Here is a 21,957-nt window from a genome sequence, read left to right on the forward strand (position 1 = left end):
ACGGGTGCCCAGAAGCACCCGGTCGGCGCATCCTGAGCTGCAGCACTGTCTTTTATTAGGACGTCCTAGTAAATTCGAAGGTATGGACGCTGACGCCATCGAAGAGGGCCGCCGACGCTGGCAGGCCCGGTACGACGCGGCGCGGAAGCGCGACGCGGACTTCACCACGCTCTCCGGCGATCCCGTGGAGCCGGTGTACGGACCCCGACCCGGGGACACCTACGAAGGCTTCGAGCGGATCGGCTGGCCGGGGGAGTATCCCTTCACCCGCGGCCTGTATCCGACCGGCTACCGGGGACGCACGTGGACGATCCGGCAGTTCGCCGGGTTCGGCAACGCCGAGCAGACCAACGAGCGCTACAAGATGATCCTCGCGGCGGGCGGCGGCGGCCTCTCGGTCGCCTTCGACATGCCGACCCTGATGGGCCGCGACTCCGACGACCCGCGCTCGCTGGGCGAGGTCGGCCACTGCGGTGTCGCCGTCGACTCGGCCGCCGACATGGACGTCCTCTTCCGTGACATCCCGCTCGGCGACGTCACCACGTCGATGACGATCAGCGGTCCGGCGGTCCCGGTCTTCTGCATGTACCTGGTCGCCGCGGAGCGCCAGGGCGTCGACCCGGCCGTCCTGAACGGCACGCTCCAGACGGACATCTTCAAGGAGTACATCGCCCAGAAGGAGTGGCTCTTCCAGCCCGAGCCGCATCTCCGTCTGATCGGCGACCTGATGGAGTACTGCGCGACGCGCATCCCGGCGTACAAGCCGCTCTCCGTCTCCGGTTACCACATCCGCGAGGCCGGCGCGACGGCCGCGCAGGAGCTGGCGTACACGCTCGCGGACGGCTTCGGGTACGTCGAGCTGGGCCTCAGCCGCGGTCTGGACGTGGACGTCTTCGCGCCCGGTCTGTCCTTCTTCTTCGACGCGCACCTCGACTTCTTCGAGGAGATCGCCAAGTTCCGCGCCGCGCGCCGCATCTGGGCCCGCTGGATGCGCGACGTCTACGGCGCCAAGTCCGACAAGGCCCAGTGGCTGCGCTTCCACACCCAGACCGCGGGTGTCTCGCTGACCGCCCAGCAGCCGTACAACAACGTCGTCCGTACGGCGGTGGAGGCGCTCGCCGCGGTCCTCGGCGGCACCAACTCGCTGCACACCAACGCCCTGGACGAGACCCTGGCGCTCCCCTCCGAGCAGGCCGCGGAGATCGCCCTGCGCACCCAGCAGGTCCTCATGGAGGAGACCGGCGTCGCCAACGTCGCCGACCCGCTGGGCGGTTCCTGGTTCGTCGAGCAGCTGACCGACCGGATCGAGGCGGACGCCGAGAAGATCTTCGACCAGATCAAGGAGCGCGGTCTGCGGGCGCACCCCGACGGGAAGCACCCCATCGGCCCGATCACGTCCGGCATCCTGCGCGGCATCGAGGACGGCTGGTTCACCGGCGAGATCGCGGAGTCCGCGTTCCGCTACCAGCAGTCACTGGAGAAGGGCGACAAGCGGGTCGTCGGCGTCAACGCCCACACCGGCTCCGTCACCGGCGACCTGGAGATCCTGCGGGTCAGCCACGAGGTGGAGCGCGAGCAGGTACGGGCGCTCGGCACCCGCCGTACGGGCCGTGACGAGGCCGCCGTCCGCGCGGCGATCGGCGCGATGCTCGACGCCGCGCGCGACGGCACCAACATGATCGAGCCGATGCTGACGGCCGTGCGCGCCGAGGCGACCCTCGGCGAGATCTGCGGCGTCCTGCGCGACGAGTGGGGCGTGTACACGGAGCCGGCGGGCTTCTAGTGCCGCGTCAGCCGAGGTTCGCCCCGTCGCGACGCCCGGCACGCCCTCTCGCCGCACCGGCCGAAAGCCCGAGTACGTCCAGTACGAGGGCTTCCGGTCGGCACGCCGAGAGCACGCTCCCCCACTCTCGGCTTCGCTCGAGCGGGAGGGGCCCCCACGACGCCGCTCCTCACGGGCAAACCTTGACCGACGCGGCACCAGGACCGGCGAGGACGCGGGCCGACGCACAGCGGTCCGGACTCCGGCGAGGTGTCAGCCGGGAGTCCGGGCCGCCGTCGGTCGTGCCGCGGGGCTCACGTCGCGTCCGTGCCGCTTCCCTCTTCCCGTACGGGGGCCTCGAGTTGCCCGGCGTGGCCGGTCGCCCCGGCGCCCGGGGCCGTCGCCGCCCCCGCCAGCCCCAGCAGCAGCACCCGCGTCAACGACCGTGCCCACTGCGCGTCCGCCGGTTCCGCACTGACCAGGCAGCGGTGGACCACCGAGCCCGCGATCATGTCGAAGATCAGGTCCGCCGTGCGGGCCGCGTCGGCGGGGTCGGGCTCCGTGGGGAGTTCCCCGCGGGCCTGTGCCCGGGCCCGGCCCGCCACGACCAGGCGCTTCTGACGGTCCACGATCGTGGTGCGGATGCGTTCGCGCAGCGCGTGGTCGCGGGTCGACTCCGCGACCACCGCCATCAGGCCGCTCTTGGCCTCCGGGCGGTCCAGGATCGCCGCCAGCTGGAGCACCACGCCCTCGATGTCGGCGGCCAGCGCGCCGCGGTCGGGCAGGCGCAGTTCGTCGAAGAGTTCCGCCACCGCGTCGACGACCAGTTCGTTCTTGCCCGCCCAGCGGCGGTAGAGCGTCGTCTTCGCGACCCCGGCCCGGGACGCGACGTCTCCCAAGGTGAGCTTGGACCAGCCGAGTTCCACCAGGGCCGCCCGGGTCGCGGCCAGGATGGCGGTGTCGGCGGCGGCGCTGCGCGGGCGACCCGTACGGCCGGCGGGGTTGCGGCTCTGCATCCCTCGACCCTATCCGGGGCAGGATCCGGCGGGTTTCGCGTGGCAGTGAGGGAGATCACCAGGGCGGGGTGTCCCGGTCTCCCGTCCTGCCGTTACGCTACGACTCGTAGCGAAAGCATGTGACCGACCACTCCTTCCGTGCGGTACGGAAGGATTTGTCACGTATGCGAGCGACGACCACAGGCGTGGGGTGGGGACCCGGCGCCGAACGCACGCACGGCTTCGAGGGCGCTTTTCACAGACGCCCGGGGAACGGGGGAGGATAGACGCATGCAGCCACGGAACATGTCCATGAGCGGCGTCGTCGACCTCGCCGCGGTGAAGGCGGCCCAGGAGGCCAAGGCCAAGGCCGAGCAGGCGCGCGCCGCAGCGGCGCGCGAGGGCGGCGGCGGGGCCGTCTCCCCGGCCGATCTCGTCATCGACGTCGATGAGGCCGGATTCGAGCGCGACGTCCTCCAGCGCTCCACCGAGGTCCCGGTCGTCATCGACTTCTGGGCCGAGTGGTGCCAGCCCTGCAAGCAGCTCAGCCCGGTGCTGGAGCGGCTTGCCGTCGAGTACGACGGTCGCTTCGTCCTCGCCAAGATCGACGTCGACGCCAACCAGATGCTGATGCAGCAGTTCGGGATCCAGGGGATCCCGGCGGTCTTCGCGGTCGTCGCGGGCCAGGCGCTGCCGCTCTTCCAGGGTGCCGCCGCCGAGGCGCAGATCCGGGAGACCCTCGACCAGTTGGTCACCGTCGCCGAACAGCGCTTCGGGCTGACCGGCCTGACGGTCGACCCCGACGCCGAGCCGGGCGAGCAGACGCCGGCCGAGGCTCCCGTCGGTCCCTACGAAGCCCTGCTGAACGCCGCGGCCCAGGCGTTGGACGCGGGCGATCTGACCGCGGCCGTCCAGGCGTACGAGAACGTGCTCGCCGACGACCCCGGCCACCCCGAGGCCAAACTCGGTCTGGCGCAGGCCGATTTGCTCCAACGGGTGCAGGGTCTGGACGTGCAGCAGGTGCGCAAGGACGCGGCCGACCGGCCGGCCGACGCGCAGGCGCAGATCGTGGCGGCCGACCTGGATCTGGTGGGCGGTCATGTGGAGGACGCCTTCGGGCGGCTCATCGACACCGTGCGGCGCACGGCGGGTGACGACCGGGACTCCGTACGGCTGCGGCTGCTGGAGCTGTTCGAGGTGGTCGGCGCGGACGATCCGCGGGTGACCGCGGCTCGCCGGGCGCTGGCGCGCGCGCTGTTCTGAGCGGTGCCGGACCCCGGACTCCGGCCGGTCGCCGAACGTCGGGACCCGTGAGCCCTGAGTGAGGGAGCGCCCGACGGGGGTAGGGAAGCGGCCGCGCTTTGCCAAATCTTGGCAATCGCGGCCGCTGTTACTGCGAGTAGGTCACAGGCGCGGATCTGTCGGATTCTGTCCAGCGATCAACAGCTTTGTCCTGCCCTCGGGTGGCACCCAGAGTCGCTGACCGAGTCCGCCTGGATGTTGTTCGGTTATCCGGCCGTTACTAGCGAGTAACGAACCCCCTTGTGCGGGCGGCGAGAATGCACCACGATCGGCGACGCTCGGTCCATTCCCGTTCCCCGACATCCAATCGGGCCACGGGATTTCTGGGTCCCCACCGAGCAGAGCCGACGCTCCGGCGCCGGCTCTTGGGCAGGGGGGTCTTCGTCCACCCGGCGAAGCCTGTCCAGCAAGGTTGTGCGTGATGCGTGTCAGGCGCGACCAGTGGTTGTCGCTCGGGGGTGATCGCCGGTGATCCGTGCGCCGTTGTGCGCCGTGGAATACGGGCGCTCTCCTCCCCGAGGACGTCGCACTTCTCCCATCCCTGTCCTGTGGAGCCGCCTTCGGGGGCGAGTCGGGGCAGGAGATGTACGTCCGAGAAGGAGGAAATATGGAGTCCCCAGTGCGTGGTGGGACCAGATGGAAGCGGTTCGCTGTGGTCATGGTGCCCAGCGTCGCCGCTGCGGCATGTGTGGGTGTCGGTCTGGCGCAGGGTGCGCTGGCCGCGTCCTTCAGCGTCTCCGGCCAGCAGTTCAAGGTGAAGGCCTCTCACCTGCACGGTGAGGGCTTTGCCCAGTACGGCGGTATAGACACGGTCTACACGTCGACTGAGGGCAAGGAGAAGAAGAGGGTCCCGGTCGCGATCTCGTCGTTCGACACGGCCACGATCACGAAGATGTGCCAGTCGGTCAAGACGGACATCCCCTTCGTGGGATCGATCTACCTCCGTCTCGAGGCCGGCAACGACCCGAAGAACCCGGTCGAGGCCGAGAACCTCTACATCGACGTCGCGCAGCTGGACGCCGATGCGAAGTTCAAGAACATCGACATCGGTGTCGCGGTCAAGGACAAGACGCGGGGGCCCGTCAACAAGGACGGAGCCACCACGCTGCCGGGCGGCTTCGCCCAGCAGGCGGAGGAGGCCGACCTCTACGGCGTCGAGCAGACGGCGTGGGCGACCTCGGCCGGCACGTTCAAGCTGAGCGGTCTGTCGATGCGTCTCGGCGCGGACCCCAAGATGGAGTGCTACTGACGGCTCCCGTCACCGGGGTGTATTCGGGGTAGCTGAACTGCCCTCGGGGGCGGGGAAGCCGTCGCTTCCCCGCCCCGCCGGCCCGGCCCGTCCGAGCGCCGGCACCCTCACCGACCCACATTTCCGGCTTCTTCACGCCCTACGGCCGAGCCGGTACGAACTTCCACCGGACCCAGGGAGCTGTTTTCCATGAGTGCCGAGACTCCGGACCAGAGCGCCGGGACATATGCCCGGTTGCGTCTGCGGTTCCGTGACTGGCGGGGCACCCGGCCGTTCTGGGCGGGACTGTTCACCCTGCTCGGCGGGGTGCCGATCGCCTACTTCCCCTACGCCACGCTCAAGTTGGGCACCATGTCGCTCGCGATGGCGACCACCGCGGGTGCCGGTTCACTGATCATCGGCGTGCTGCTCATCACGCTGGGCCTGACCATGTGGTTCCAGCACGCCACGCGCGTCTTCGCCGGTGTCGCGGCGATCCTCCTGGCGCTGGTGTCCCTGGTGGTCTCCAACATCGGCGGCTTCGTGGTCGGCTTCCTGCTGGCCATGCTCGGCGGTGCGCTCTCGCTCTCCTGGGTGCCCGGCGAGCCGGAGTCCGAGGACGCCGTCCGCCGGCACGCGGGCAAGGGCCCGGCCGACGACGACGGTGACGACGTCGCTCACGCCCCCGCTCCCGCGGCCACGGAGGGCGACCCCGCCCAGACCGACGACCCGCAGACTCCGCACGGCTCCGCCGACGGTTTCCGGGCCGAGGAGCCGAAGGGGGCGCACCATGTCGGCTGACGAGGTCCGGGGCGAAAGCTCTGCGGCCCCGCAACCGGCGAGGAGGGGGCCGCGCCACGCCGCCCCGAAGAAGCCCCTGTTCACCAGATTCCAGGTGCCGGCCGGACGCGCGATAGCCGTGGCGGCGATGCCCACCGCGATCCTCATGGGGATGGGCCTCACACCGAAGCTGGCCCTCGCCGACGACCGTCCCGTGCCGAAGAGCCTGACGGCCGAGGAGTACGAGGCCTGCGTCGAGCTCCTCAAGCAGGGTGACGAAGCCTCGCCGTCGCCGTCCGCCTCGGCGAGCGAGAGCGAGTCCGGCGAGCCGAGCCCGTCGGCTTCGGCGACCGGTTCCCCGCAGGCGCCGGAGACTCCGGACGACTCGGGTGACGGGGCCGCGGACGACAACGGGTCGGGCAACGGTTCTTCGTCGGATTCAGGTTCCGACGACGAGGCCGAGCCGGCGCCGTCCCCGTCCGCCTCCACGGACAAGGACCCCGAGCCGCAGGACGCGACCCCCGCGCCGGGCGGGTCCCAGGCCGGTGACGGCGGCGTGCTGGACGCCATCGGCGACACGATCACGGGCGTCGTCGACGGCATCACCGGGATCGGCAAGGGCGAGGAAAGCACGTCCGCTCCCACGCCGTCGCCGTCCGCTTCCTCGGGTGCCGAGGACGACACCTCCGGCGACACGGACGGCTCCGGCGACTCCGGTGAGGACACGGCCGGCCCGGGCAAGGACATCGACCCGCCCGGGGACGGTGCCGAGGAGCCCACCGACGCGGCGTCGGACGCGGCCGAGGAAGCCGAGGAGCCGGCGGACGAGGCCACCGCCTCGCCGACCCCCAGCCCCTCCGCGAGCGCCACCGTCGACCCGGACGACTGCCCGATCGCCACGGACGTCGAGGGCGGGATAGACAACGAGATCCTGCTGCCCGACGACCCCTGGTTCCTGGAAGCCAGTTCGCTGAAGCTCAAGGGCGCCGACTACCAGGGCATAGTGAAGGTCAAGACCGCGTCCGGCAACGTCAAGGAAGTCCTGAAGTACGTCATATCCGACGGCACGGACATCGGCGACCTGCACCAGACGGTGAAGGACAGGCAGTCGGGCAAGACGTACCACGTCCAGGCCGACAAGGGCTCCATGTCCACCATCACCGACGGGGACACGGTGATGTACACCGAGAAGATCTCCGGCAAGCTCCTGGGGCTGATCCCGCTCACGTTCAGCCCGGAGAGCCCGCCCCCGCTGAACATCCCGGAGATCTTCTTCACGGACGTGAAGGTCCAGCAGGCCGGCCAGTTCGGCGGAACCCTCTACGTGCCGGGCCTCTCGTCGTACATCACCGACTGAGCCGCCCGTCCCACGGACCCGTCCCGGGAGCCGCAGAAGGAACCGTGGCCCGGTGCCCCCGCCTCGCGGGGGCACCGGGCCACGGTTGTGCGTGCTCTCAGTCGTTCGCGCCGCCGAGGTGGTGCACCCGGACCATGTTCGTCGTGCCCGGGACGCCGGGGGGCGAGCCCGCCGTGATGATCACGACGTCGCCGGGGTTGAAGCGCTTGAGCTTCGCGATCTCCTGGTCGACCAGGTCGACCATCTCGTCGGTGCTGTTCACGAACGGCACCACGTGGGACTCCACGCCCCAGCTGAGCGACAGCTGGTTGCGGGTGGACTCGTCCGTCGTGTAGGCGATGATCGGCTGGCTCGCGCGGTAGCGGCTCAGACGGCGGGCCGTGTCACCGGACTTGGTGAAGGCCACCAGACCCTTGGCGCCGAGGAAGTCGGCGATCTCGGCGGCCGCACGGGCCACCGAACCACCCTGGGTGCGCGGCTTCTTGCCCGGCACGAGCGGCTGGAGGCCCTTGGAGAGCAGCTCCCCCTCGGCCGCCTGGACGATCTTCGACATCGTCTTGACGGTCTCGATCGGGTAGGCGCCGACGGAGGACTCCGCGGACAGCATGACCGCGTCCGCGCCGTCCAGGATCGCGTTGGCCACGTCGGAGGCCTCGGCGCGGGTCGGCCGGGAGTTGGTGATCATCGACTCCATCATCTGGGTCGCCACGATCACCGGCTTGGCGTTGCGCCGGCACAGCTCGATCAGGCGCTTCTGCACCATCGGGACCTTCTCGAGCGGGTACTCGACGGCCAGGTCGCCGCGGGCGACCATCACACCGTCGAACGCCATCACGACGTCCTCCATGTTGGCGACCGCCTGCGGCTTCTCCACCTTGGCGATGACCGGGACGCGCCGGCCCTCCTCGTCCATGATCTTGTGGACGTCGTTGATGTCCTTGGCGTCCCGGACGAAGGAGAGGGCGACCAGGTCGCAGCCCATGCGCAGCGCGAACCGGAGGTCCTCGACGTCCTTCTCGCTCAGCGCGGGCACGTTCACCGCCGCGCCGGGCAGGTTGATGCCCTTGTGGTCGGAGATGACACCGCCCTCGATGACGATCGTCCGCACCCGGGGGCCCTCGATGTCCAGCACCTTCAGCTCGACGTTGCCGTCGTTGATCAGGATCTGGTCGCCGCGTGAGACGTCGCCGGTCAGACCCTTGTACGTCGTGCCGCAGGCGCCCTTGTCACCGGGGACGTCCTCGGTGGTGATGACGAACTCGTCGCCGCGCACCAGCTCCACCGGGCCCTCGGCGAAGGTCTCGAGGCGGATCTTCGGGCCCTGGAGGTCGGCGAGGACACCGATGGCCCGGCCGGTCTCCTTGGCGGCGGCACGGACGCGGTCGTACCGCCCCTGGTGCTCGGCGTGCGTGCCGTGGCTGAAGTTGAAACGGGCAACGTTCATGCCCGCTTCGATCAGCGCGACAAGCTGCTCGTGGGAGTCGACCGCGGGGCCGAGAGTACAGACGATTTTCGAACGGCGCATGGGGCGATCCTATCGGTTTGTTTCGCTGCGGAATATTCCGGCTGGCGGAAAATACAAAAGGGCGGGATACCGCTCAGGTGAGGACCTTGGAACGCCCTGTGGCAGTCCTCAGGACGCCTTTACCAACGCGTACGTCTGTGTCGCGATCTCCAGTTCCTCGTCGGTCGGCACCACGGCCACCGCCACACGCGCGTACCCGGGCGAGATCAGCCGCGGAGCGTCGCCGCGTACGGCGTTGAGCTCGTCGTCCACCACCAGGCCCAGCTCCTCCAGGCCCGCCACGGCGGCCTCCCGCACCTGCGCCGCGTTCTCACCGACCCCGGCGGTGAACGCCACGGCGTCCACCCGTCCGAGCACCGCGTAATAGGCGCCGATGTACTTCTTCAGGCGGTGAATGTAGATCTCGAAGGCGAGTCGCGCCTCTTCGTCACCCTCGTCGATCCGGCGGCGGATCTCTCGCATGTCGTTGTCACCGCACAGGCCGATCAGTCCGCTCTTCTTGTTGAGAAGAGTGTCGATCTCGTCGGCGGACATTCCGCCAACACGCATCAAATGGAAGATGACGGCCGGGTCCATGTCACCGGAACGCGTACCCATCACCAGTCCCTCCAGAGGCGTCAGCCCCATGGAGGTCTCCACGCACCGCCCCCCGCGCACGGCGCTGGCGGAGGCCCCGTTGCCGAGGTGCAGCACGATCACGTTCACGTCCTCCGGCGCCTTGCCCAGCAGTTCTGCGGTGGCCCGGGAGACGTAGGCGTGCGAGGTGCCGTGGAAGCCGTACCGCCGGATCCGGTGCTCGTCGGCGGTCCGGACGTCGATCGCGTAGCGCGCGGCCGACTCCGGCATCGTCGTGTGGAACGCGGTGTCGAAGACGGCGACCTGGGGCAGGTCCGGGCGCAGGGCGCGGGCCGTGCGGATGCCGGTGAGGTTGGCCGGGTTGTGCAGCGGGGCCACCGGGATCAGCCGCTCGACCTCCGCGAGCACGGCGTCGTCGATGACCGTCGGCTCGGTGAAGTGCTTGCCCCCGTGCACCACCCGGTGGCCGATCGCGGCCAGTTCGGGCGAGTCGAGGCCGAACCCGTCCTTGGCGAGCTCCGCGGCCACGGCCTTCAGAGCGGCCTCGTGGTCGGGCACCGGCGCCTCGAAGCCGCGGGTCTCGCCGGTGGTCACGAGCGTGTGCTTCAGCCGCGAGGTCTCCTCGCCGATCCGCTCGACGAGGCCCATCGCGAGCCGGCCGCCGTCGCGCATGTCGAGCAGCTGGTACTTCACCGACGAGGAGCCGGAGTTGAGGACGAGGACTCGGGAACTCACAGCCGGTCTGCCTTCTCGCTGGGGGACTGGGCCTGGATCGCCGTGATGGCGACGGTGTTGACGATGTCCTGGACGAGCGCGCCGCGGGACAGGTCGTTGACCGGCTTGCGCAGACCCTGGAGCACCGGGCCGACGGCGATCGCGCCGGCCGAGCGCTGCACGGCCTTGTAGGTGTTGTTGCCGGTGTTGAGGTCGGGGAAGATCAGCACGCTGGCCTGCCCGGCGACCTCGGAGTCCGGCAGCTTGGTGGCGGCGACGCTCGGCTCGACGGCGGCGTCGTACTGGATCGGCCCCTCGATCTTGAGGTCGGGCCGCCGCTGCCGCACCAGCTCGGTCGCCGCGCGCACCTTGTCGACGTCGGCGCCCGAGCCCGACGTGCCGGTGGAGTACGACAGCATCGCGATGCGCGGCTCCACGCCGAACTGGGCGGCGGTGGAAGCCGACTGGGCGGCGATGTCGGCGAGCTGCTCGGCGTCCGGGTCGGGGTTGACCGCGCAGTCGCCGTAGACGAGCACCTTGTCGGCGAGGCACATGAAGAAGACGGACGAGACGATCGAGGCGTCCGGCTTGGTCTTGATGATCTCGAACGCCGGACGGATGGTGGCGGCCGTGGAGTGCACGGACCCCGACACCATCCCGTCGGCGTGCCCCTCCTGCACCATCAGGGTGCCGAAGTAGTTGACGTCGGAGACGACGTCGTGGGCCAGCTCCACGGTCACGCCCCGGTGGGCGCGCAGGGCGGCGTACTTCTCGGCGAAGGTGTCGCGCAGTTCGCTGGTGGCGGGGTCGATCAGCCGGCACTCGCCGAGGTCGATGCCGAGGTCGGCGGCCTTCTTGCGGATCTGGTCGACGGGCCCGAGCAGGGTCAGGTCGCACACGTCCCGGCGCAGCAGCACCTCGGCGGCCCGCAGCACCCGCTCCTCGGTGCCCTCCGGCAGCACGACCCGCCGGCGCTCGGAGCGGGCCCGCTCCAGCAGCTTGTGCTCGAACATCATCGGCGTCACCCGGTCGCTGCTCGGCGCGCTCACCCGCTGGAGCAGGTCGCCGGTGTCGACGTAGCGCTCGAACAGACCGAGCGCGGTCTCCGCCTTGCGCGGGGCGGCCGCGTTGAGCTTGCCCTCCAGGGAGAACAGCTGCTCGGCGGTCGGGAAGCTGTTGCCGGACACCGAGAGCACCGGCGTTCCCGGGGCGAGGCGGGCGGCGAGGGTGAGGACGTCGTCGCTCGGCACCTCGTTCAGGGTGAGCAGGACGCCGGCTATCGGCGGGGTGCCGGCGCTGTGCGCGGCGAGCGAGCCGACGACCAGGTCGGCGCGGTCCCCCGGGGTGACGACCAGGCAGCCGGGGGTCAGGGCGGCCAGGAAGTTCGGCAGCATGGCCCCGCCGAAGACGAACCCGAGCGCGTCCCGTGCCAGCCCCGACTCGTCGCCGAGCAGCACCTTGGCGCCGAGGGTGTGGCCGATCTGCGCGACCGTGGGGGCGGACAGGGCGGGCTCGTCGGGCAGGACGTGACAGGGCACCGGCAGGCGGGTGCCGAGCCGCTCGGCGATCCGGTCGCGGTCCTCGCGGGCGACCCGGTTGGTGACCATGGCCAGGACGTCGCAGCCGAGCCCCTCGTAGGCCCGGTAGGCGTTGCGGGTCTCGGCCATCACGGACTCGGCGGTGTGCTTGCGGCCGCCCACCACGGGGATCACGGACGCGCCGAACTCGTTGGCGAGCCGGGCGTTGAGGGCCAGCTCGTCCGGGAACTGGGTGTCGGCGTAGTCGGTGCCGAGGACGAGGACGACGTCGTACTCCCGTGCCACCAGGTGGAAACGCTCGACGAGGGTGGAGACCAGTTCGTCCGTCCCGCGCTCGGCCTGCAGCGTGGAGGCCTCCTGGTAGTCCAGGCCGTAGACCGTGGCCGGGTCCTGCGACAGCCGGTAGCGGGCGCGCAGCAGTTCGAAGAGGCGGTCGGGCCCGTCGTGGACGAGGGGGCGGAAGACGCCCACCCGGTCGACCTGCCGGGTCAAAAGCTCCATGACCCCCAGTTCGACGACCTGGCGGCCGTCGCCGCGGTCGATGCCGGTCACGTACACGCTGCGCGTCACGCGTGCTCTCCGTTTCGTCTGGAGCGTTTCTTGTGGATCGCGGGTCATGGGGCCGGTCGGGTGAGGAATCCGAGGCTCACGGGTCCTCGGACCGTAAAAATCGCCCGCCGGGGCGAGCGGAACCCTCTTGACAATACCCCTCGACATAGATAAGGCGCCCGTCAAGGTGTCGCCGTACTCGGCGCTCGAGCGACGTGAAACAATCGGTAGAGGCTCACCGGTACCAGAAGCGAGCAGGAGACACAGCACGATGCGCATCGGAGTTCTCACCGCAGGCGGCGACTGCCCCGGCCTGAACGCCGTGATCCGGTCGGTCGTGCACCGAGCGGTCGCGCAGTACGACGACGAGGTGATCGGCTTCGAGGACGGCTACGCCGGTCTGCTCGACGGCCGCTACCGCGGCCTCGACCTCGACTCGGTCAGCGGCATCCTCGCCCGCGGCGGCACGATCCTCGGCTCCTCCCGGCTGGAGCGCGACCGGCTCCGCGAGGCCTGCGAGAACGCGTCCGACATGATCCACGAGTTCGGCATCGACGCGCTGATCCCGATCGGCGGCGAGGGCACCTTGACGGCCGCCCGCATGCTGTCCGACGCGGGACTGCCGGTCGTCGGCGTGCCGAAGACGATCGACAACGACATCTCGTCGACGGACCGGACGTTCGGCTTCGACACCGCGGTCGGCGTCGCCACCGAGGCGATGGACCGCCTGAAGACCACGGCCGAGTCCCACCAGCGGGTGATGGTCGTCGAGGTCATGGGCCGCCACGCCGGCTGGATCGCGCTGGAGTCCGGTATGGCCGCCGGCGCGCACGGCATCTGCCTGCCCGAGCGCCCCTTCGACCCCGCCGACCTGGTGAAGATGGTCGAGGAGCGGTTCGCGCGCGGCAAGAAGTTCGCCGTCATCTGTGTCGCCGAGGGTGCGCACCCCACCGAGGGCAGCATGGACTACGGCAAGGGCGACATCGACATGTACGGCCACGAGCGCTTCCAGGGCATCGGCACGGCACTGGCCTACGAACTGGAGCGCCGCCTCGGCAAGGAGGCCAAGCCGGTCATCCTCGGCCACGTCCAGCGCGGCGGCACCCCGACGACGTACGACCGGGTGCTCGCCACGCGCTTCGGCTGGCACGCGGTGGAGGCGGCGCATCAGGGTCAGTTCGGCCGCATGACCGCGCTGCGGGGCACGGACGTCGTGATGGTGCCGCTGGCCGAGGCGGTCACCGAACTGAAGACGGTGCCGAAGGACCGGATGGACGAGGCCGAGTCGGTGTTCTAGTGCCGCGTCGGTCAAGGTCTGCCCGTGAGGAGCGGCGGCCGGTGCGGCGCGAGGGCGTGCAGGGCGTCGCGACGGGGTGACCCTCGGCCGACGCGGCACCAGGCCGGTTCAGTACCCCGGTGGCCTGCTCCGGTCGACGGCCGTCCAGAAGTGGTCGACGATCCGTTCGAGGAACGCGCGGCCGTTGTCGCCGGCCTCCTGGCCACCGCCGCCCCAGCTGAGGGTGGGGACCATCTGCCCCTGGTACTCGCGGTGCAGTTGCTGGAGCACGGCCTCCAGGGCGCCCCGGTCCAGGGGGACCGTCCTGCCCACCGGGCGGACGTACGCCTGCCAGCGGGTGGTCACGGCGCTGTGCAGCAGATCGGCGAGTCTGGCCTCACGGCCGGTGACGGCGACGAAGGCGGGCAGGTCGAGTTCGAGGATGTCGGCGAGGGCGGCGGACTGCCGCTCGTTGCCGCGCCAGGTGCCGCTCTCCTCCATCCGCTGGTACGCGGCGAGTTCGAGGCCCACACCGCGGGCGACGTCCTCCGGCGCGAGGCCGCGCGAGACGCGGTGCTCACGCAGGTCGCGGGGACGCCCGACGAGTTCGCCCGGTGAGCACCACAGCACGCCCGCGAGTGCGGTGAGTTCGGTGCCGCCGGGCTGGGTGACACCGCGTTCCCAGGCGATGACGAGGTCCGGGGTGACGTACGGCAGCCCGTACGAGGAGCGCATGCCGTAGGCCACGTGCTCGGGCCCCATGCCGAGCGCGGCACGGAGGCGGCGGGCGGCGGGGGCGTTGAACGGCGGGGCGGGCGGGGAGGGCTGGTTCGGTCCGGCCGGGGGTTGGCGCACGCAGCACAAGCTAGAGGTACGGCGGCGTCCTGACCACGGTCCGTCCGGCCGGGATCACGGATCGTAGGAATGTACGGTTACCTACTGTCACCGCCCACCGCTCGCTGCTTGCCGCTCACCCCGCCCCCTCGTCCTTCACCCCTTGACCGCCCCGCTCATCGCGAACCCGCCGCCCATCCGCCGTGACACCAGCACGTACAGCAGGATCACCGGGGTCGAGTAGATGATCGAGAAGGCGGCCAGCTGCCCGTAGACCACGGTCCCGCGGTTGCCGAAGAACTCGTTGATGCTGACCGCCGCCGGCATCTGGTCCGGTGTGAGCAGCAGCATGAACGGGACGAAGAAGTTCCCCCACATCATCACGAAGGAGAACACCGTCACGACCGCGACCCCGGGCCCCATCAACGGCAGCACGATCCGCAGCAGCGACTGGAACGAGGACGCCCCGTCGGTCCAGGCCGCCTCCTCCAGCTCCTTGGGCACGCCGTCCATGAAGTTCTTCATCAGCCAGATGGCGAAGGGGAGTTGGGAGGCGGCGAAGAAGAAGATCGTGCCTTCCATCGTGTCGATGAGGTTCACCTGCACGAACAGGGCGTACACCGGGACCATGATCGCCGTGATGGGCAGGCTCGTCGCGAAGAGGATCGCCAGCAGGAACGGGCGGTTGAGGCGGGAGCGGAAGCGGGACAGCGGGTAGGCGGCGAGGGCCGCGCAGGCCACGGTCAGCAGGGTGCCGCCGCCGCACAGGATCAGGCTGTTCAGGAGCGGGGTGAAGGTGATGTCCGGCGTCAGGACGGCGTCGAAGTTGTCCAGCGTGACGCCGTCCGGGACCTTCACCTGGAGGTCGGCGCCGGGATCCAGCGAGGACAGGACCACCCACAGCAGGGGGAGGGAGAACGCGGCGGCCACCACCAGGAGGCCGGCGTCCGCGGCCAGGCGGTGCGCGGTCCTGCGGGAGGAGGGGGTTCGGGACATGGTCAGACCTCCGTCCGCAGCAGGCGCAGATAGATCACCGAGAACAGCGAGCCCACCACCAGGAGCAGGAGGGCGACCGCCGTGCCGTAGCCGATCATGCTCTTCTGGAACGCCTCCTCGTACATGAACAGCGGCAGCGTCTGGCTCTTGCCGCCCGGACCACCCCGTGTCATCACCCAGATCAGGCCGAACACGGAGAGGGTCTGAAGGGTGATCAGCATGAGGTTCGTGCCGATGGAGCGGCGGATCATCGGGAGGGTGATGTGCCACAGGCGGCGCCGGCCGCCCGCGCCGTCGACCTCCGCGGCCTCCGTGACCTCCTTGGGGATCTCGCTCAGCGCCGCCGAGTACACCAGCATCGAGAACGCCGTGCCCCGCCATACGTTCGCGAACGACACCGCGAGGATCGGAAGGGTGAACAGCCAGTTCTGGGACGGGAGATGGAGCCAGTCCAGGATGGCGTTCAGGGTGCCCTCGCGGCGGAAGAAGGCGTAGAGCAGGAAGCCGGCGACGACCTCCGGCAGGACCCACGCCGTGATGACGATGCCGCCGGTGAGGGTGCGCAGCGGCTTGGACGCCCGCTGCATCAGCGCCGCCAGTCCGAGGCCCAGGGTGTTCTGGCCGATCAGCGCCGAGACGACCGTGAAGACCAGGGTCAGCCAGACCGCGTTCAGGAACGCCTTGTCCCCGAACGCCCGCTGGAAGTTCTCGAAGCCGACGAACGACTCCTGTGCCTGGCCCGTCAGCTGGAGGTCGGTGAACGCGATCCAGGCGCAATACGCGATCGGGCCGGCCAGGAACAGCACCAGCAGGACCACGGCGGGGGAGAGGGGCAGGGCCCGCAGGAGGGGGTGGGAGTGGCGGCGCCGCTTCGGCGAGGGGTCCGGGCCTGCCGGTCCCGGCCTCTTGGTGAGGCCGGGACCGGTGCCGGAGCCCGTGGCGGGGGCTGTCGTCATGAACTGCGGCTCACTTCTGGATCACCTGGTCGTCCGTCGCGGATCTCAGTTCCTCGTCGTACGCCTTCGCCGCCTCCTCGACCGACATGTCACCCGTCGTCACGCCCTCCATGGCCTCCTGGATCGCGGTGGAGACCTTCGGGTACGCCGGGAAGGCCGGCCGGTAGTGGGTGCTGGCGACCAGGTCGGTGAAGAACTTGATGCCGGGCTGGGCCTCGACGTACGCCGGGTCGGCGGCGACGTCCTCGCGGACCGCGATGCCCGAGTTGGCGATGTACCACTTCTGGGCGTTCGCCTTCGTCTGCATCGTCTTGATGAACTCGAACGCGAGGTCCGGGTTGCCGGCCTTGGCCGGGATCGACCAGGTCCAGCCGCCGGACATGCTCACCTTGCCGGGGGCCTGGCCGTTCTGGGTGGGCATCGCGGCGAGGCCCAGCTTGTCCGACCACTCGGGCCACTCGTGGCCGCTGCCCTCCAGCCAGTCCTGGGGGAGCCAGGAGCCGTCGAGGTTGATGCCGAGCTTGCCCTCGGGCAGGAACTCTCCGCGGACCCGGGTGCCGATGTTGGGGTCGAGGGCGTCGGAGACGTCCGGGCCGAGCTTCTCCTTGTAGACCGTCTCGACGAAGGTGAGGGCGTCCTTGAAGCCCTTGCCGCCGGCGATCCACTTCTTGGACTGCCCGTCGTAGAGGGGGTCCGAGGCTCCGTCGTTCGTGCCGTAGAGCAGCATCTGGAAGCCCTGCATGGTGGCGGCCTCACCGACGGGCTTGCCGGTGTAGACGTTCAGGGGGGTGACGCCGGGGACCTTTTGCTTGATGGTGCGGGCGGCCTCCAGGACGTCGTCCCAGGTCTTCGGCTGCCAGTCGGCGGGCAGACCGGCCTTGGCGAAGATGCCCTTGTCGAACCAGAGACCGCGGGTGTCCGTGCCGTCCGGGACGCCGTACGTCTTGCCGTCCTCGCCCTTGGCCGCGGCCTTCGCCGTGTCGATGAACTGGTTCCAGTCCGGCCACTTCGCGAGGTACGGGTCGAGGGGCTTGAGGTAGCCGCTGGTGATGTCCGAGTTGATGAGGAAGGTGTCCTCGTAGACCAGGTCGGGGGCGGTCTTCGGGGAGCGGAGCATCTGCTGGAGCTTGGTGTAGTACTCCGAGTCCGGGGCCTTGATCGGGACGAGTTCGACCTTCTTGCCGGGGTTGGCCTTCTCGAACTGCTCCTTGATGTCCGCGAGATAGGTGTCCATCACCTTCACGGAGTTGTCCGTGGACTGCTTGAAGGAGACCTTCACGGTGTCCGGATCGCTACTGGCTCCTCCGCCACAGGCCGTGAGGGTGCCCGCGGCGGCGAGCGTCAGGGCGAGGAGGGTGGGCAGGGAGACATGGGGACGCACGAGCATGACCTCCTGGGGCCTACGTCGTTGTGGCCTGGGGGTTGTTGCCCGGTGAACGTATGAGGAGTGGTCTGGTCAGGTCAATGAGTCTGCGGAGGATTGAGTGGTCCCGGTTTCACGGGCCGCTGACCCGCTTGCGGGCAAAGGCAGGTGAATCGGCCATGGTCCAACTCCCTTGCGGGGCCGCCGTGCTGCCGCCGCGCCGGCTAACGGCGTCGGTCCCGTACCCACTGGTAGACCAGCTCGGGTCTCCCCACCTGACCGTAGAGGGGGCGTCGCGCCGCCCGGCCCGCCTCCACCAGGTGCTCCAGGTAACGCCGCGCGGTGATACGGGAGATGCCCGCCGCGTCGGCCAGCGCCGCCGCGGTCAGACCCTCCTCCACGTCCCGCAGCGCCGCCGTCACCCGTTCCAGCGTCGGCGCGCTCAGTCCCTTCGGCAGTGCCGCCGGCGTCGGGGCCCGCAGGGTCGCCAGGGCGCGGTCGACCTCGTCCTGCCCGCTGGCCTCGCCCGCAGCGCCGCGGAACTCCGCGTACCGGACGAGACGGTCCCGGAGCGTCGCGAAGGTGAACGGTTTGAGGACGTACTGGACGACTCCCAGCGACACCCCCTCGCGCACCACCGCCAGGTCCCGGGCGGAGGTGACCGCTATCACGTCCGCGTGATGGCCCGCCGCCCGCAGCGACCGCGCGAGCTGGAGGCCGTGCACGTCCGGCAGGTGCAGATCGAGCAGGAGCAGATCGACCTTCGTCCGCTCCAGCGTCCGCCGTGCCTCCGCGCCCGTGTGCGCCTTCCCGACCGCGACGAACCCGGGGACGCGCCCCACGTACATCACATGCGCGTCCGCCGCCACGGGGTCGTCCTCGACGACCAGTACCCGGATCGGTTCCTCGTGGGTCATGCGTGGCCTCCGATGCCCGTACCGGCCGTGTCCGCGCCGGCACCGCCCGCCGGGGCCCGCGCCGACAGCGGCAACCGCACGTCGAACTCCGCCCCGCCGTCTCCGGCCCCGGCCACCGACAGCGTCCCGCCGTGCCGGTGCACCGCCTGCCGGACCAGGGCGAGGCCCAGCCCGCGCCCGCCGGGGCCCGACGGCTTGGTCGTGAAGCCCCGCTGGAAGACCCGCTCGGCGTGCTCGGGATCCACGCCGTCCCCGGTGTCCGCCACCCGCAGCACCAGTTCGCCGTCCGCCGTGTACGCCGTCACCGTCACCCGCGCCCGCACGCTGCCCTGCGCCGCGTCCACCGCGTTGTCGATCAGGTTGCCCAGGATCGTCACCAGGTCCCGGGCGGGCAGGGACGGCGGCAGCAGCCCGTCGTCCAGGCCGCTGTCCTGCGACACCACCAGCTCCACTCCCCGTTCGTTGGCCTGGGCCGTCTTGCCGAGCAGCAGCGCCGCCAGCACCGGCTCGCTGACCGCCGCGACGACCTGGTCGGTCAGGGCCTGGGCCAGTTCCAGTTCCGCCGTCGCGAAGTCGACGGCCTCCTCCGCGCGGCCCAGCTCGATCAGGGACACCACCGTGTGCAGACGGTTCGCGGCCTCGTGCGCCTGCGACCGGAGCGCCTGTGTGAAACCCCGCTCCGAGTCCAGCTCACCCATCAGCGACTGGAGTTCCGTCACGTCCCGCAGCGTCACGACCGTACCGCGCCGCTCACCGCCCGACACCGGCGACGTGTTGAGCACCAGCACCCGGTCCGCCGTCAGCTGCACCTCGTCCACCCGTGGCTCCGAGGACAGCAGCGCCCCCGTCAGCGGGGCCGGCAGACCCAGGTCGGCCACCGAGCGGCCCACCACGTCGCCGGGTACGCCGAGCAGCTCCCGCCCGCCGTCGTTGATCAGCGCCACCCGGAACTGGCCGTCGAGCATCAGCAGCCCCTCCCGCACGGCGTGCAGGGCGGCCTGGTGGTAGTCGTGCATCCGGCTCAGCTCGGTGGCGTTCAAGCCGTGGGTGTGGCGGCGCAGGCGGGCGTTGACGACGTACGTGCCGAGGCCGCCGAGCACGAGGGCGCCTCCCGCGGCACCGATCAGGGCGGTGAGCTGGCCCCGCACCCGCTCGGTGATCGCCTCCACCCGGATGCCGGCGCTGACCAGGCCCACGATGCGCTTGCCGTCGTGGACGGGGGTGACCGCCCGCACGGAGGCCCCCAGCGTGCCGGTGTAGGTCTCGGTGAAGGACTCGCCGCGCAGGGCGGGCTCGATGTGGCCAAGGAAGCGGCCCCCGATCTGCGCCGGATCGGGGTGGGTCCAGCGGATGCCGTCCGGGTCCATGATCGTGACGAAGTCGACGTCCGTGTCGCGCATGACGCGCAGGGCGTACGGCTGGAGCGGGGCCGTCGGGTCGGAGGTGCGGATCGCCTCGCGCACCGACGGGGAGTCCGCGATCGAGCGGGCGACGGCCATGGCCTGGCGGCCGGCCGCGTCCTCGGCCTGCCTGCGGTCGCTCACATAGGTGAACAGCGCGTAACCGGCGACGAGCACCGCGATCAGCACGGCCTGCATGGCGAACAGCTGGCCGGCCAGGCTGCGGGCTCTCGGGACCGGGATGCGCATGTCGTCAGTGTGCCTCTCCTGATAAGCGTGAACTAAATGAACGGAAGGGTGACCGCCCTCACAGCTCGGGAGATAGTCACGGCATTCCTCCGTCCGCGGGCACCGCCCCGGACGGTTCCCCCGGACGTGAGCCGCACGCCGGTGATGCCGATGACGTCGTCAAGGAGGGCAGTCGTGACCAGCGCAGCCGACACGGCACCTGCCACACCCCGCGCCAAGCGGGACCGCACCCACTATCTCTACATCGCGGTGATCGTCGCGGTCGCGCTCGGCATCGCCGTGGGCCTGGCCGCGCCGGGCTTCGCGGTCGAGCTGAAGCCCATAGGCACGGGCTTCGTGAACCTGATCAAGATGATGATCTCGCCGATCATCTTCTGCACGATCGTGCTGGGCATCGGCTCCGTACGGAAGGCCGCCAAGGTGGGCGCGGTCGGCGGTATCGCCCTCGCCTACTTCCTGGTCATGTCGCTGGTGGCGCTCGCCGTCGGCCTGCTCGTCGGCAACGTCCTCGACCCGGGCAGCGGCCTCGCCGTCACCGACGCCGTCCGCGAGAGCGGGCACGCGCAGGTGGACGCGGAGGCCAAGGACACCACCGAGTTCCTGCTCGGGATCATCCCGACCACCATCGTCTCGGCCTTCACCGAGGGCGAGGTGCTCCAGGCCCTGCTGATCGCGCTGCTCTCCGGCTTCGCGCTGCAGGCCATGGGCCCGGCCGGAGCGCCGGTCCTGCGCGGCATCGAGCACATCCAGCGCCTCGTCTTCCGCATCCTCGCGATGATCATGTGGATCGCCCCGATCGGTGCCTTCGGCGCCATCGCGGCCGTCACCGGCTCCGCCGGCATCGACGCGCTCAAGAGCCTCGCCGTGCTGATGCTCGGCTTCTACACCACCTGCATCCTGTTCGTCTTCCTGGTGCTCGGCGCGCTGCTGCGGATCGTCTCGGGACTGAACATCCTCACGTTCTTCAAGTACCTGGGCCGTGAGTTCCTGCTGATCCTGTCCACCTCCTCCTCCGAGTCGGCGCTGCCGCGGCTCATCGCGAAGATGGAGCACCTGGGCGTCAGCAAGCCCGTCGTCGGCATCACCGTCCCGACCGGTTACTCCTTCAACCTCGACGGCACCATGATCTACATGACCATGGCGTCCCTGTTCATCGCCGACGCCCTGGGTACGCCGATGGCCATCGGCGAGCAGATCTCGCTGCTGCTCTTCCTGCTGATCGCCTCCAAGGGCGCGGCCGGTGTGACGGGCGCGGGCATGGCCACCCTCGCGGGCGGCCTCCAGTCCCACAAGCCCGCCCTGGTGGACGGCGTCGGCCTCATCGTCGGCATCGACCGCTTCATGAGCGAGGCGCGCGCCCTGACCAACTTCGCGGGCAACGCCGTGGCCACCGTGCTGATCGGTACCTGGACCAAGGAGATCGACCGGGAGCGGGTGGACCAGGTGCTCGCGGGCCGGCTGCCGTTCGACGAGAAGACGCTGCTGGACGACGGCCACGGCGGCGCGGCCGACGACGCCGAGGTGCCGGAGCAGCGCGAAGACAAGGAAGGCGAGAAGGAACTGGCCAAGGCCTGACCCCTCGCTCCTTCCTCCCCGGGTGGAACACCCCCCGACGCCCGGGCGGCCGAGCATCTCCCCCG

General features: G+C 70.3%; 17 protein-coding genes. 7 read left to right on the forward strand and 10 right to left on the reverse strand.

What is annotated here, in order from left to right; translation table 11 throughout:
* The first annotated feature begins 82 nt into the window (after positions 1-82).
* Positions 83-1,783, forward strand: a complete 1,701-nt coding sequence (locus ACWCPM_RS19275) for an acyl-CoA mutase large subunit family protein (protein WP_450977395.1) — start codon at positions 83-85, stop codon at positions 1,781-1,783.
* A 293-nt stretch (positions 1,784-2,076) separates the two neighbouring features.
* Here the strand turns inward: ACWCPM_RS19275 and ACWCPM_RS19280 are convergent, their stop codons facing one another.
* Positions 2,077-2,778 (reverse strand): TetR/AcrR family transcriptional regulator, encoded by a 702-nt coding sequence (locus ACWCPM_RS19280; protein WP_450977396.1) that lies wholly within the window; start codon positions 2,776-2,778, stop codon positions 2,077-2,079.
* Positions 2,779-3,048: 270 nt separating this feature from the next.
* On the opposite strand from ACWCPM_RS19280, the gene ACWCPM_RS19285 reads away from it, so the two are divergent.
* The 4 genes from ACWCPM_RS19285 (at position 3,049) to ACWCPM_RS19300 (ending at position 7,424) form a co-directional block, all read left to right on the forward strand.
* Positions 3,049-4,020, forward strand: a complete 972-nt coding sequence (locus tag ACWCPM_RS19285; protein WP_450977397.1) for a tetratricopeptide repeat protein — start codon at positions 3,049-3,051, stop codon at positions 4,018-4,020.
* 646 nt (positions 4,021-4,666) lie between these two features.
* On the forward strand, positions 4,667-5,308 hold the full coding sequence (locus ACWCPM_RS19290) for a DUF6230 family protein (RefSeq protein ID WP_450977398.1): 642 nt from the start codon (positions 4,667-4,669) through the stop codon (positions 5,306-5,308).
* Between the two features lie 189 nt (positions 5,309-5,497).
* Positions 5,498-6,088 (forward strand): DUF6114 domain-containing protein, encoded by a 591-nt coding sequence (locus tag ACWCPM_RS19295; RefSeq protein WP_450977399.1) that lies wholly within the window; start codon positions 5,498-5,500, stop codon positions 6,086-6,088.
* Positions 6,078-7,424: a hypothetical protein gene (locus ACWCPM_RS19300; RefSeq protein WP_450977400.1), complete on the forward strand. Its 1,347-nt coding sequence runs from the start codon at positions 6,078-6,080 to the stop codon at positions 7,422-7,424. Before ACWCPM_RS19295 ends, ACWCPM_RS19300 begins: the two co-directional genes overlap by 11 nt.
* A 97-nt stretch (positions 7,425-7,521) precedes the next feature.
* Here ACWCPM_RS19300 and pyk read toward each other — a convergent pair whose 3' ends face one another.
* From pyk to pta, 3 genes are all read right to left on the reverse strand, one after another.
* Positions 7,522-8,949 carry a pyruvate kinase gene (pyk, locus tag ACWCPM_RS19305; RefSeq protein ID WP_450977401.1) on the reverse strand — a complete coding sequence of 476 codons (1,428 nt, stop codon included), beginning with the start codon at positions 8,947-8,949 and terminating at the stop codon, positions 7,522-7,524.
* 108 nt (positions 8,950-9,057) lie between these two features.
* Positions 9,058-10,260, reverse strand: coding sequence for an acetate kinase (locus ACWCPM_RS19310; RefSeq protein ID WP_450977402.1), 1,203 nt, complete (start codon positions 10,258-10,260; stop codon positions 9,058-9,060).
* Complete coding sequence (gene pta, locus ACWCPM_RS19315) at positions 10,257-12,347, reverse strand: phosphate acetyltransferase (protein ID WP_450977403.1); 2,091 nt, start codon at positions 12,345-12,347, stop codon at positions 10,257-10,259. Before pta ends, ACWCPM_RS19310 begins: the two co-directional genes overlap by 4 nt.
* Positions 12,348-12,597: 250 nt before the next feature.
* Here pta and ACWCPM_RS19320 point away from each other — a divergent pair, with 250 nt between their 5' ends.
* Positions 12,598-13,623 (forward strand): ATP-dependent 6-phosphofructokinase, encoded by a 1,026-nt coding sequence (locus ACWCPM_RS19320; RefSeq protein ID WP_450977404.1) that lies wholly within the window; start codon positions 12,598-12,600, stop codon positions 13,621-13,623.
* A gap of 108 nt (positions 13,624-13,731) precedes the next feature.
* Here the strand turns inward: ACWCPM_RS19320 and ACWCPM_RS19325 are convergent, their stop codons facing one another.
* The 6 genes from ACWCPM_RS19325 to ACWCPM_RS19350 all read right to left on the reverse strand — a co-directional run bounded on the left by ACWCPM_RS19325 (position 13,732) and on the right by ACWCPM_RS19350 (position 20,317).
* Positions 13,732-14,457 (reverse strand): XRE family transcriptional regulator, encoded by a 726-nt coding sequence (locus ACWCPM_RS19325; RefSeq protein ID WP_450977405.1) that lies wholly within the window; start codon positions 14,455-14,457, stop codon positions 13,732-13,734.
* Positions 14,458-14,592: 135 nt separating this feature from the next.
* Positions 14,593-15,432 carry a carbohydrate ABC transporter permease gene (locus ACWCPM_RS19330; protein WP_450977406.1) on the reverse strand — a complete coding sequence of 280 codons (840 nt, stop codon included), beginning with the start codon at positions 15,430-15,432 and terminating at the stop codon, positions 14,593-14,595.
* Between the two features lie 2 nt (positions 15,433-15,434).
* Positions 15,435-16,388, reverse strand: coding sequence for a carbohydrate ABC transporter permease (locus ACWCPM_RS19335; protein WP_450977407.1), 954 nt, complete (start codon positions 16,386-16,388; stop codon positions 15,435-15,437).
* A gap of 10 nt (positions 16,389-16,398) precedes the next feature.
* Positions 16,399-17,775: an extracellular solute-binding protein gene (locus ACWCPM_RS19340; protein WP_450977408.1), complete on the reverse strand. Its 1,377-nt coding sequence runs from the start codon at positions 17,773-17,775 to the stop codon at positions 16,399-16,401.
* Between the two features lie 200 nt (positions 17,776-17,975).
* Positions 17,976-18,668 (reverse strand): response regulator, encoded by a 693-nt coding sequence (locus ACWCPM_RS19345; protein WP_450977409.1) that lies wholly within the window; start codon positions 18,666-18,668, stop codon positions 17,976-17,978.
* The gene (locus tag ACWCPM_RS19350; protein ID WP_450977410.1) at positions 18,665-20,317 is read right to left on the reverse strand and encodes a sensor histidine kinase; all 1,653 of its coding nucleotides are present in this window, start codon (positions 20,315-20,317) and stop codon (positions 18,665-18,667) included. The genes ACWCPM_RS19345 and ACWCPM_RS19350 overlap by 4 nt, the downstream gene beginning before the upstream one ends.
* 174 nt (positions 20,318-20,491) lie before the next feature.
* Between ACWCPM_RS19350 and ACWCPM_RS19355 the strand changes: the two genes are divergently transcribed.
* Positions 20,492-21,892 (forward strand): cation:dicarboxylate symporter family transporter, encoded by a 1,401-nt coding sequence (locus tag ACWCPM_RS19355; protein ID WP_450977411.1) that lies wholly within the window; start codon positions 20,492-20,494, stop codon positions 21,890-21,892.
* Positions 21,893-21,957 lie beyond the last annotated feature (65 nt).

It is taken from the genome of Streptomyces sp. NPDC002309 (genome assembly GCF_053593375.1).